Origin of the sequence: Chryseobacterium sp. 3008163 (assembly GCF_003669035.1) — a bacterium.
Classification (GTDB): Bacteria; Bacteroidota; Bacteroidia; order Flavobacteriales; family Weeksellaceae; genus Chryseobacterium.
Genome location: NZ_CP033070.1, coordinates 4,168,382 through 4,180,940, shown reverse-complemented (window position 1 = coordinate 4,180,940; position 12,559 = coordinate 4,168,382). Strand labels below are relative to the sequence as shown.

The 12,559-nt window shown below is 34.8% G+C and carries 11 protein-coding genes and 1 pseudogene; 8 read left to right on the top strand and 4 right to left on the bottom strand.

The window, feature by feature from the left end; genetic code table 11:
- The first annotated feature begins 69 nt into the window (after positions 1–69).
- The 5 genes from EAG08_RS19355 to EAG08_RS19335 all read left to right on the top strand — a co-directional run bounded on the left by EAG08_RS19355 (position 70) and on the right by EAG08_RS19335 (position 4,332).
- Positions 70–1,398, top strand: a complete 1,329-nt coding sequence (locus tag EAG08_RS19355) for a T9SS-dependent choice-of-anchor J family protein (protein ID WP_129536869.1) — start codon at positions 70–72, stop codon at positions 1,396–1,398.
- Positions 1,399–1,533: 135 nt separating this feature from the next.
- Complete coding sequence (gene rpsF / locus EAG08_RS19350; protein ID WP_129536868.1) at positions 1,534–1,875, top strand: 30S ribosomal protein S6; 342 nt, start codon at positions 1,534–1,536, stop codon at positions 1,873–1,875.
- 32 nt (positions 1,876–1,907) lie between these two features.
- Positions 1,908–2,210, top strand: coding sequence for a 30S ribosomal protein S18 (rpsR, locus tag EAG08_RS19345; RefSeq protein WP_034757623.1), 303 nt, complete (start codon positions 1,908–1,910; stop codon positions 2,208–2,210).
- A 133-nt stretch (positions 2,211–2,343) separates the two neighbouring features.
- Positions 2,344–2,862 carry a 50S ribosomal protein L9 gene (rplI, locus tag EAG08_RS19340; protein WP_129536867.1) on the top strand — a complete coding sequence of 173 codons (519 nt, stop codon included), beginning with the start codon at positions 2,344–2,346 and terminating at the stop codon, positions 2,860–2,862.
- A gap of 108 nt (positions 2,863–2,970) precedes the next feature.
- The gene (locus tag EAG08_RS19335; RefSeq protein WP_129536866.1) at positions 2,971–4,332 is read left to right on the top strand and encodes an aldehyde dehydrogenase; all 1,362 of its coding nucleotides are present in this window, start codon (positions 2,971–2,973) and stop codon (positions 4,330–4,332) included.
- A gap of 34 nt (positions 4,333–4,366) precedes the next feature.
- On the opposite strand, the gene EAG08_RS19330 is transcribed toward EAG08_RS19335, so the two are convergent.
- Complete coding sequence (locus tag EAG08_RS19330; RefSeq protein ID WP_129536865.1) at positions 4,367–4,957, bottom strand: thioredoxin family protein; 591 nt, start codon at positions 4,955–4,957, stop codon at positions 4,367–4,369.
- A gap of 163 nt (positions 4,958–5,120) precedes the next feature.
- Between EAG08_RS19330 and EAG08_RS19325 the strand changes: the two are divergent.
- The 3 genes and pseudogenes from EAG08_RS19325 (at position 5,121) to EAG08_RS19315 (ending at position 7,427) form a co-directional block, all read left to right on the top strand.
- Positions 5,121–6,004: pseudogene (locus EAG08_RS19325) on the top strand (lysophospholipid acyltransferase family protein).
- A gap of 6 nt (positions 6,005–6,010) precedes the next feature.
- A complete protein-coding gene (locus EAG08_RS19320; RefSeq protein WP_129536864.1) occupies positions 6,011–6,994 on the top strand; it encodes a glycosyltransferase family 2 protein in 984 nt (327 codons plus the stop codon).
- A gap of 40 nt (positions 6,995–7,034) precedes the next feature.
- Entirely contained in the window at positions 7,035–7,427 is a 393-nt protein-coding gene (locus tag EAG08_RS19315) for an exonuclease domain-containing protein (protein ID WP_228446656.1), read from the top strand.
- A 555-nt stretch (positions 7,428–7,982) separates the two neighbouring features.
- On the opposite strand, the gene apaG is transcribed toward EAG08_RS19315, so the two are convergent.
- The 3 genes from apaG to EAG08_RS19300 form a co-directional block, all read right to left on the bottom strand.
- Positions 7,983–8,369, bottom strand: a complete 387-nt coding sequence (apaG, locus tag EAG08_RS19310) for a Co2+/Mg2+ efflux protein ApaG (protein WP_129536863.1) — start codon at positions 8,367–8,369, stop codon at positions 7,983–7,985.
- An 81-nt stretch (positions 8,370–8,450) separates the two neighbouring features.
- Positions 8,451–9,701, bottom strand: coding sequence for a 2-oxoglutarate dehydrogenase complex dihydrolipoyllysine-residue succinyltransferase (gene odhB, locus EAG08_RS19305; RefSeq protein ID WP_129536862.1), 1,251 nt, complete (start codon positions 9,699–9,701; stop codon positions 8,451–8,453).
- A gap of 39 nt (positions 9,702–9,740) precedes the next feature.
- Complete coding sequence (locus EAG08_RS19300; protein ID WP_129536861.1) at positions 9,741–12,557, bottom strand: 2-oxoglutarate dehydrogenase E1 component; 2,817 nt, start codon at positions 12,555–12,557, stop codon at positions 9,741–9,743.
- Positions 12,558–12,559 lie beyond the last annotated feature (2 nt).

Sequence of the window (12,559 nt, the reverse complement as noted above, 5' to 3'; positions counted from 1 at the left end):
ATCACTTATATATGAATTGAAATTATTTTTTTGTTTAACTTGGAATAAGAATACAAAAAAATAATTATTATGAAAAGACAATTACTCAATGCATTACTTTTAGGACTTCCTATATTTGGTTTCAGCCAGATATTTCAGGAAAATTTTGATGGAAATGGCCAGGGAATTACAGCTTGGACTGTACTAAATGTTGATGGATTAACACCCGCATCCGGTGTAGCATTTATTACCAATGGATGGAATCGCATCGACAGACAGGGAGCTAACGGAAGTTTTGGAGGTCCCGCTGGAAATCATGCGGCAATGAGTACCTCATGGTATACACCTGCAGGAACTTCGAATGATTGGCTAATATCACCAACAGTTCCAGTTTCTGGAGCTTCACCAACCTTATACTGGGATGCAAAAGCGCAGGATGGAACCTATCCTGATGGCTACAAAGTAATGCTTGCTCCAAACGGGGGGAATACAGTCAATGATTTTACTGTTGAACTTTACAACACCGCTGGCGAAAATAAATATTGGACGAGCAGAGCTGTAAGTTTAACTCCTTATATTGGTCAAAATGTAAGATTTGCCTTTGTAAACAATAGCACTGACAAATTCATGTTAATGGTAGATAACATCAAAGTAGATTATACCTATGTTGCACCACCCCTTTCTTATTGTGGACCACTTGTATTTGCAGATTTTTTCGGTGATGATGGTGATGAACCAATTACTTTGGTAAATTTTGCAGGAATCAACAATACAAGTAGCGCAACCACATATATAGGAAACGGTCATGAATATTTTCTTACGCAAACAGCCAGTGTAGCCAGAGGGCAATCTTATGATATTACTTTAAAAGGTAATACCGGTGGAAATTATACAAATAATTTTGCAGTGTTCATTGATTGGAATCAGAATGGAAATCTAAATGATGCAGGAGAGACATATACCGTAACACAAACGATTACAAACTCTACCGGTACAGATGCAATTCAGGCGGTACATACTATCGCTGTTCCTACAACTGCTCTTCTTGGAAATACCAGAATGAGAATTAAAAAATTAGACGGAACAACTGGTCTTACAAACCCTTGTGAAGACGGTACCTACGGACAAGCAGAAGACTACACTGTAAACGTAACTGCAACTTTATCTGTGAATGATGTGGTTAAAAGAGATTCAAATCTCAAAATATATCCTAATCCGGTTTCTGACATGTTGAATATTGATTCTGAATCAAAAATAAAATCATTAACCATATTTGACCAAAGCGGTAAAAGTGTATTAAATGAATCTATCAATGCACAGAAAGCAAACATTAATATTTCAAGATTAACAACAGGAACTTATATTATCACTGCTCAAACAGAAAATAGCTTACAGTCAGCAAAAATAATTAAAAAATAAAAAATATTAATTTAAAACTAATTAAAGACCTGTTTTGCAGGTCTTTTTTATTGCGAATAACTGAGATACTATTGTATATCCTAAATATAATTCATATTTTTGCACCTCGAAATAATTAACAAATTCATTTACATTATGAACAATTACGAAACTGTTTTCATTTTAACTCCCGTTCTATCTGATGCTCAGGTGGAGGAAGCAGTGAAAAAATTTGAAGATCTTATCAAAGAAAAAAACTGTGAGATTGTCACTAGAGAAAATTGGGGATTGAAGAAATTAGCTTATCCAATTCAATTAAAAAAGAATGGATTCTACACTTTAATCGAGTTTAAAGGTGAAGGAACTGTAGTTGCTGACTTAGAATTGGCATTCAAACGTGACGAAAGAGTAATTCGTTACCTTACTACAAAACTAGACAAGCACGCTGTAGAGTACGCTGTAACTAGAAGATCTAAACTTAAAGCTTCAAGAGCTTAATATTACTAACCCAAATTTAAAAAGACAAAGACATGGCAATAGATGATATGGCTAAACAAGCCTCTGCTGGAGGTGAATCTGAAGTAAAATTCCTTACTCCACTTGATATCAATACAAAAACTGATAAAAAGTACTGTAGATTCAAAAAATTCGGAATCAAGCACGTTGATTACAAAGACGCTGATTTCTTATTACAGTTCGTTAACGAACAAGGTAAAATTTTACCAAGAAGATACACTGGTACTTCTTTAAAATATCAAAGAAAAGTTTCTTCGGCTATCAAAAGAGCAAGACACCTTGCAATGATGCCTTACGTAGCTGACTTATTAAAGTAAAAAATTGCAATTAGCAATTGGCTACTAGCTTTTAGCTTTTGGCTTTTGTTGCTGAATTAATATTAAATTCTAACGAAGTGAAGAGAAACCCGATGAATAATCGGAACTCGGAACTCTAAAACGGACAACAACAATGGAAATTATCCTTAAAAAAGACGTAGAAAATTTAGGTCTTGAATTCGATACAGTAAATGTAAAACCAGGTTATGCAAGAAACTTCTTGTTACCTCAAGGGATCGCTCTTTTAGCTACACCAAAAAACAAAGCGACTTTAGAAGCTACGTTGGAAGCTAGAAAAGAAGAAGAAGCGAAATTGGTTGCTGCTGCAAACGCTGTAGTAGATCAATTGAAGAAAACTTCTATCACTATTCCTGCAAAAGTAGGTTCTGGTGACAAATTATTCGGATCTATCAACAATGCAGATCTTTCTGCAGCATTGGCTAAAGCTGGTGTACAAGTTGAGAAGAAATACATCAAAATCCCAGGAAACACTATTAAGAGAACTGGTAAAGTAACTGCAGTAGTTAGACTTCACAGAAATGTAGAGTACAACTTCGAATTTGATGTAGTATCTGATGCTCCGGTAGAAGCTCCTAAACCAGCTGCTCCTAAAAAAGTTGCAGTAGAAGAAACTCCTTCTGAAGAAGCTTAAGATTCTCAAGAGATTTTCTCAAATATATAACCACTTCGCAAGAAGTGGTTTTTTTATGGCTATACTTTGGCATATTTTTTACCGTAATTGATTTTCAATAAATAAAGAATGAATTATCAAGATATACTCCACTCCCAAAAGGAATTTTTCAACACGCAAAAAACGAAGAATGTAAAATTCAGAAAAATGTATCTCGAAAAGCTGAGAGATTTAATTATTCAGAATGAAAATTTACTCTACGAAGCAATTGATAAAGATTTTGGAAAATCTCAGTTTGAAACGTATGTTACCGAGATTTCATTTGTTTTAAAAGATATTGATTATTATCTGAAAAATTTAAATTCACTTTCAAAACCAAAGAAAGTCACCACCAATCTAGCCAATCAGATTGCAACCAGCAAAATCCATTCTGAACCTCTTGGCTGCACGTTAATCATCGGAGCCTGGAATTACCCATATCAACTTTCTTTATCGCCATTAATAGCATCAATTGCTGCCGGAAACTGTTGTATCCTAAAACCTAGTGAAATTGCCGAAAATACAATGAAAGCAATGGCGAAAATAATCAACGAAAATTTTCCACCAGAATACATTTACGCTGTTGAGGGAGGAGTTGATGAAACAACAGAAATTTTAAAATTAAAATTTGACAAAATATTTTTCACCGGAAGCACAAAGGTGGGCAAAATCGTTTACAAAGCCGCCGCAGAACATTTGACACCTGTAACCTTAGAATTAGGTGGGAAATCGCCTGTAATTGTCACAAAAGAAGCGAATATCGAAGTTGCAGCCAAGAGAATTGTCTGGGGGAAATTTTTAAATGCTGGGCAAACCTGCGTTGCTCCAGATTATATTTTAGTTGAAGAATCTGTAAAAGAGCAATTTTTAGAAATACTAAGAAAATATATCGAGGAATTTAAATACGAGTCAAATTCCGAACAATACACAAGAATTATCAATAAGAAAAACTTTGAAAGGCTTACCCAATTAATCAACCCACAGAAAGTATATTTTGGTGGAAACTTTAATGAAGAAAATCTTTATATCGAGCCAACGATTTTAGATAATGTCAATTGGGAAGATGATGTGATGCAGGACGAAATTTTCGGACCTATATTACCTGTAATTTCATTTACCAATTTCCACCAAGCTTTAAACTCAATTTTAGAATTGGAAAAACCTTTATCAGCCTATATTTTCACCAATAATAATGAAGAGAAAAATCTATTTACTCAAAAATTATCTTTTGGCGGTGGCTGTATCAATGATGTGGTCATGCACTTAGGAAATGACAATCTTCCTTTTGGCGGAGTCGGAAACTCTGGAATGGGAAGCTATCATGGGAAATTCGGTTTTGAAACTTTTTCACATCAAAAAGCTATTTTGGATAGAGCAACTTGGGGTGAGCCGGATTTGAAATATCCACCCTACTCCGAGAATAAAATAAAATGGATCAAGAAACTTTTATAAAATAAAAAAACCGAGAAAATTCTCAGTTTTACTGTTATGATTTTGTCGTCCAGCTTTTAAAAAAATCTTTTACTTTTTCTAAGCTGTAGCCTTTATCTTCTTCCAAAACGTCACTTTTCTGCACATGGATCATCTTTCCGTTTTGATCTAAAACGATGAACACCGGATAACCGAATTCATCACCGGGGTTTCCATATTTAGAAAAAACTTTTTCGTTTTTATTCTCCGGCGAATAATTCAGGTGATAATACAAATAATTGTCATCAACTAACTTCTTCAATTCCGGAGTTGTCTGAACGTATTGGTTAAATCTTAAACACCAGATACACCAGTTTCCTCCCGCCTGAATCATAATGTTCTTATTTTCCTTTTTCGCCTTTGCCACTAAATTTTCGATATCTTTTTCAGCATTGGCTTTAGCGTCATAAGGTTTTGGCAACTTAGCTTTTTCAGCTAACGCCGCTTTCTTTTTAGCTTCTTGTTCGGCAATTTGTTCGGGTGATACGATAAGCGCTTTGTCGTTAGAATTTTTAACATCTGAGCTTACTTTTATATCTTGAGCAAATGCTGCACTTCCTAATGTAAGAAAACTGAGAATTGCTAATTTTTTTGATATCTTTTTCATACGTAAATTATAATTGTTTTAAAGGTCGTATGCAATCGCCTAATTTTTATTGGAATTTGTGCTTCCAGATCATGGCGATTTCATACTATAAAATTAAAAAAATAATACTTATTTGTAGCAAAAATGAAACCATAATTTTATTATTACTAAATTTGTAAACTTTATGAATTTTCTGATCAAAATACTTTACTTGATTTCTAAAATACCGCTAAGAATATTATATATTTTTTCGGACATTATCTTCTTCCTGAATTACTATTTTGTAGGATACAGAAAAAAAATAATCACACAGAATCTTAAAAATTCATTTCCCGAAAAATCAAACGAAGAGATTGCAGAAATAAGAAAGAAATTTTACTTAAATTTTTCAGATTACCTTATAGAAACTGTAAAATCTTTTACCATGTCTGAAACAGAAACCAAGGTCAGGATGCAGCACATCAATCAACACTTGTTTCAAGAAGCTAAAGATGAAGGTAAAAATGTCATTTTACTGGCAGGTCATGTTTTCAATTGGGAATGGATGAATACTTTGGCTACTGTGGTTCCTCAGACCAACTGTCATCCCGTTTATAGAAAAGTGAACAGCACTTTTTGGGAAGATCAAATGAAAAAAGTGAGAAGTAAATTTGGCAACACAGCCTTAGAAGCCAACGAGGTAATTATGAATATCTTAAGAAACAAAAACAATGGCGATTCCATTTATCTTTTTGTTGCTGATCAGACTCCGCATTCTTCTCATGTGAACTACGGATTAGAATTTCTTAATCAAAGAACACCTGCTTTTATTGGCTATGACAGATTAGCAACAAGAATGGATCTGGTGTTTATCTATACAGAAATGAAGAAGGTAAAACGCGGCCATTATCAAATCAATTATTACAGAATGGAGCCGGAAGGGGAAAAATTTGTAACCAATGAAGTAGTAAGAAAGTTTCATCAATTATTAGAAAATACCATTAAAAAAGACCCGACAATTACCTTTGGTCACACAGAAAATGGAAATATCAGGATTCTATTAAAACTTTTGATTCTGAAAAAATTTAAATATTAATGTCAGAAAACTTAGCCATTGTTATCCTCAACTGGAACGGGAAAAGCTGGTTGGAAAAATTTCTTCCAAGTGTAATCAACTATTCTCAAAATGCTGAGATTTATGTCATCGATAATTTTTCTGATGATGATTCCGTAGACTTTTTAAAATTCAAATTTCCAACTGTTAAGATTGTTTTAAACGATAAAAATTATGGTTTTGCAGGTGGTTATAATGAAGGTTTAAAATCGATTAATGCAGAATTTTACTGTCTTTTGAATTCAGACGTAGAAGTTACCGAAAATTGGATTGAACCGGTTTTAAATTTATTTAAGAAAGACCAAAAAATAGCAGCAATTCAGCCTAAAATTTTATCTTACTCAAATAAAAAATATTTCGAATTTGCAGGAGCCGGAGGCGGATTGATTGATAACTTAGGCTATCCTTATTGCAGAGGGCGAGTTTTTGATGATGTGGAAGAAGACAAAGGCCAATATGATGATGAGACTGAAATTTTTTGGGCTTCGGGATGTTGCTTTTTTATAAGATCCAAAGATTTTTGGGAGCAAAATGGCTTTGACGAAAGATTTTTTGCACATCAGGAAGAAATTGATTTATGCTGGAGATTGAAAAATTCAGGAAGAAAAATATATTACACCGGGCAATCAAAAGTATATCACGTTGGAGGTGGAACTTTAAATAAACAAAGTCCGCAAAAGACTTTTCTCAACATCAGGAATAATCTTTCGATGATGTTGAAAAACTTACCTTTTCCAAATTTAATTTGGATATTATTTTCAAGAATGATATTAGATGGAGCTGCAGCTTTCTATTTTGCCTATAAAAATGGTTTCTCTCATCTTTGGGCTGTTTTGCGGGGACATTTTGGATTTTATGCTCAACTTCCCGGAACTTTAAAACTTCGTCAAAAAAATCAGATCAAAAAGTATTATCAAACTGAATGGTTGATTTTTAAACATTTTTTAGGAAATAAAAAGAGTTAAGATCATTTATCAATAACCATTCATTAATTATAAAAATCACATGGATTTCTGCGCAATAGATTTTGAAACGGCCACTCACGAAAGACATTCGGCTTGCGAATTGGGGATCTGCGTGGTTGAAAATTCACAGATTGTTTCGACCAAAACCTGGTTGATCAAGCCTCCGAGTTTTCCTTATTTTAATCAAAGAAATATTGATGTGCACGGTATTTTGCCGAATGATGTTAAGGACGCTCCTACTTTTGATGAAATCTGGTACGAAGTTCAGGAAATGATGTACGGAAATTTAATGATCGCTCACAATGCAAGTTTTGATGCCGGAGTTTTGAGAAGTTGTCTTGATTATTATGGAATGTTTAAACCCAATTTGAATTATCTCTGCAGCATTCAGGTGGCAAAAAATCCTGGAATTATCTTCCTAAATATGGTTTAAAACATTTAGCAGAGCATCATCAGATCAAATTTAATCACCACAGAGCAGGCGATGATGCAGAAGCTTGTGCAAGAATTGCTTTGTTAGGGTTTGAAAAACTGATTATTACAAGTACAGATGAAATTCATGAATGTTTTCAGGCTAAGCTTAAGAAATTGTGATTTTTAGAAGGATAATGAATTTCATTTTTTATTGAAATTTCATTTCCTACAATATAGATTTTCGAAGCGAAAAAGAGATAGCGTTCCTACGGAACGCACCTTTCATGTTGACATAAATTTCTACTCAGATTTTGCTCCTACGGAGCAATTAATTTTTATGCCTAATATTTCGTCACAAGTCTTAAAACAGTTACAAATTTTGAACCGTCTCCTCACTTTAATTAATGTAAAAATCGCAGCCCGACTTGAGCGAAAATCTTTTTTGTTTTTAAAACAAAAAAATTGGGAGCGGAAGGCGGAAATAGCTGCCACAAAAAAAATAAAAACTATCTATTCGACAAAGTCAAATTTTCTGCCCGAATAATTTGTATTTAATTCAGTTTTAAAAATAGAATTAATTGACAAGAATAGCAGAAAGTAAATTGAATTTTGGAATATCAATCTCAAAATTTTCATGAGTTTCTTCGTTTCTTACCAGATACATTCCACTCATATTTCCAACGCCTGAACGCAGCATAACGTTTGAAAAATAAGCGAACTGATCATTGGGCTGTATATCGGGAGTGAGACCGATTACACCATCTCCTACAACCTCAGTGAAACCAAATCCTACATCAAAGATGAGCCATTTTCTTTTTAGAATTTTGATGGGAAAATCTCCTTCATTTTCTATCACGATGTTGTATTTAAAAACAAATCGGTTTTCAGAAGGATAGGAATTTTTGCTATCATATTCAGGGGTCACAGACACCTTAATATTCGAAGTAATTTTAGAAAACATTTTGTTCGTTTTATTATTTGATACAAAAATCTCGCCTTTTTTGAAGGCGAGATTGTATATGATGTTCTAGGAAATAATTAATTATAATCCAAGACCTTTCTTCTCGTCTCCACCCAATAGAATTTCTACCGGATTGTCGATACCTTCTTTTACCGCAACAAGGAATCCTACAGATTCTTTACCGTCGATAATTCTGTGATCATAAGACATCGCAACATACATCATTGGACGAATCACAACTTGTCCGTCAACCGCAACTGGTCTTTGGATGATATTGTGCATTCCTAAGATTGCAGATTGTGGCGGGTTGATAATTGGCGTAGACAACATTGATCCGAAAGTACCTCCGTTTGTAATCGTGAAAGTACCACCAGTCATTTCGTCAACCGTAATTTTACCGTCTCTTACTTTGATTGCTAAGTCTTTAATGTTTCCTTCCACGTTTGCGAAAGACATGTTTTCAGCATTTCTCAATACCGGAACCATCAATCCTTTAGGACCTGAAACGGCAATTGAAATATCGCAGAAATCGTAATTAATTTTGAAATCTCCGTCGATCGATGCATTCACATCAGGATACATTTGTAATGCTCTTGTAACCGCTTTTGTGAAGAAAGACATGAAACCAAGTCCAACTCCGTGTTTTTGAGCAAATTCTTCTTTATATAATTTTCTTAGTCTAAAAATTTCAGACATATCAACTTCGTTGAAAGTCGTCAACATAGCCGTTTCGTTCTTTACAGAAACCAATCTTTGAGCGATTTTTCTTCTAAGAACTGAAAGTTTAGTTGTCGTTGTAGATCTTGCACCTGTAGCCGTTAAAGAGCTTCCACCCATTGCAGGAACAGCAGCTAACTCAGCGTCAGATTTAGAGATTCTTCCATCTCTTCCAGATCCTGAAACCTGTGAAGCATCAATTCCTTTTTCGTCAAGAATTTTCTTTGCAGCAGGAGACGGAGCACCTGTAGCATAAGATTGAGGAGCAGCAGGAGCTGGTTTTGGAGCTTCTACTTTTGCAGGTTCAGCAGCTTTAGGCGCTTCTTCCTGTTTTGGAGCTTCGGCAACCGGAGCAGCACCACCTTCCGGTTTAGCAGCATCCATATCAATTAAACAAACAACCTGACCTACTTGTACTACATCACCTTCTTCAGCTTTTAAAGTGATAACACCACTCTCTTCTGCAGGTAATTCTAAAGTTGCCTTGTCTGAATCTACTTCAGCGATTGGTTGATCTTTTTGTACATAATCACCATCTTTTACAAGCCAAGTTGCAATTTCAACTTCTGTAATTGATTCTCCCGGTGAAGGAACTTTCATTTCTAAAATTGACATATCGTATTTTTTATTTTTTTAATTGGATATTTATTATAATTAAGCAGTTACAGGTCTTTTAGCAGGAGCATCATCTCTGTCAAAAACTCTGTTGATCACTAAGTTTTGGTTTTTTTCAAACATTTTGTGACTTCCAGGAGCCGGAGCACCACTTGGTACCGGAGAAATAACCTGAATTCCTGTATCTCTGAAATTTCTCAGGATATAAGACCAAGCCCCCATATTTTCTGGTTCTTCCTGAGCCCAAACGATTGATTTTTTGTTTTCATATTTAGCAAAAACAGCTTCGATAGCATCATTTTGAAGCGGATATAATTGCTCAAATCTTACCAAAGCAACATTTTCACAATTTAATTCTTCTTTTTTAGCTAATAATTCGAAGTATAATTTACCTGAACATAATACTAATTTTTCAACTTTCGCTGGGTCTGCAGTAGGATCATCTAAAATAGGCTGGAATCCTTTGTTTGAGAAATCTTCAAGCGGAGAAACCACTTTTGGATGTCTTAACAATGATTTTGGACTCATCACAATTAATGGCTTTCTGAATGACCATTTCAACTGTCTTCTCAACAAGTGGAAATAGTTAGCAGGAGAAGTGATATTTGCCACTACCATATTTTCGTTTGCACAAAGCGTTAAGAATCTTTCTAGTCTCGCTGAAGAGTGTTCTGCTCCTTGACCTTCTGAACCATGAGGTAATAACATTACCAAACCATCCTGAATTTTCCATTTTTCTTCTGCTGCAGCCAAATATTGGTCAACGATAATCTGCGCTCCATTTACGAAATCTCCAAACTGTGCTTCCCAAATTGTCAAAGTATTAGGAGATGCCATTGCATAACCATAATCAAAGCCTAAAACTCCATATTCAGAAAGGTGAGAATTGAATACATCAAATCTGCTTTCTGAAACTTCTTTTAAAGGAACATATTCTTCCTCAGTATCTTCAGTTTTTACAACAGCGTGTCTGTGAGAGAAAGTACCTCTCTCCACATCTTCACCAGAAATTCTGATGTTGTGACCTTCAACAAGAAGTGTAGCATAAGCCAGCCATTCTCCAAGAGCCCAGTCTAAAGAGTTTGCCTCAATAGCCTTGATTCTGTTATCAAAAAGTCTTGTAATTTTATTGATGAATTTTTTATCAGCAGGAAGCGTTGACATTTTGATTGCTAATTCTTTCAGTTTAGCTAAATCATATCCTGTATCCACAGCATCTTGCACCGCACCTCTTTTTGCAATAGGGAAATTCGTCCAATCATCTGCCATGAAAATATCCATCACATTTTTCTCGATTTCCTTAGAAGCATCAAAGTCTTTATCTAAAAGCGCTTTGAATTCTGTTTCCATTTTTGCAATCACATCGTTTGATGTAATATTGTCTTTCAACAGTTTATCTTTATAAATCTCTCTTGGGTTCGGATGTTTTGAAATTAATTTATACAAGTTAGGTTGTGTAAATCTTGGCTCATCCCCTTCGTTATGACCATATTTTCTGTATCCTAATAAATCAATATAAACATCTTTACCAAATTTTGCTCTGAAATCAGCCGCAAAGTGAATCGCATGAACCACCGCTTCAGCATCATCAGCATTTACATGCATTACAGGAGATTCTGTTACCTTTGCAACATCTGTACAATAGGTAGAAGATCTTGCATCCATATAATTAGTTGTAAATGAAACCTGATTATTTACAACGATATGAACTGTACCTCCCGTTTTATACCCTTCTAAAGTCATCATCTGAGCAACTTCGTAAGCAATACCCTGACCAGCCAATGCACCATCACCGTGAATAACGATCGGTAAAATTTTAGAATAATCACCTTTGTATCTGTCATCAACTTTAGCTCGGCAAATACCTTCTACCAAAGCAGAAACAGTTTCTAAGTGAGATGGGTTCGGAGTTAAGTTAATAGAAACTTCTTCTCCGGACGCTGTTTTTATTTTTTTAGATGAACCTAAGTGATATTTCACATCACCTGAGAATACATCTTCTTCAAATTCTTTTCCTTCAAATTCTGAGAAAATCTGCTTATAAGATTTCCCAAAAATATTAGTTAAAACGTTTAATCTTCCTCTGTGAGCCATACCCAAAACAACCTCATCAACGCCTAACTGAGAAGACCTTGAAATCAACTGATCCAAAGCAGGAATAAGAGATTCACCACCTTCTAATGAGAATCTTTTCTGACCTACAAATTTTGTATGAAGATAATTTTCAAATGCTACAGCCTGATTTAATTTAAGTAAAATCTCAGTTTTTTCGTTAGCATTAAGGCTTGGATGATTTTCGTTTACCTGAAGCCACTGCTTGATGAACTCTTTCTCCTCAACGTTATTGATGTATGTATATTCTACACCAATAGAGTCGCAGTAAATATGTTCTAAATGGGTAATCAACTCTTGAAGAGTTGCAGGACCTTTCATCCCGGTTTCTGTAGCACAGTTGAATTTTGTATTCAAATCTGACTGAGAAAGACCGAAATTTTCTATATCTAAAGTTGGCGTATAATGCCTTCTCTCACGGACAGGATTGGTTTTTGTAAACAAGTGGCCTCTCGTTCTGTAAGCTTCGATAAGATTTACCACCTTAAATTCCTTCTTGATGTGCTCAGGAACTTCACCGTTTGAAGCCGCCTGAGAAATCTGTTGAACTGCAGAAGAAGAATTTCCCACGTTTTTGATTTGCTGAATGTCTTCTTCATCAGAATAATTCTCCAATGCAAAATCAAAGCCTTGAAAAAAGGCTTTCCATGATGGTTCTAAAGAGTCCGGAAATTTTAAGTACTGTTGGTATAAATCCTCAATTAACTGAGAATGAGCTGCGTTTAGGAATGAAAATCTGTCCATTA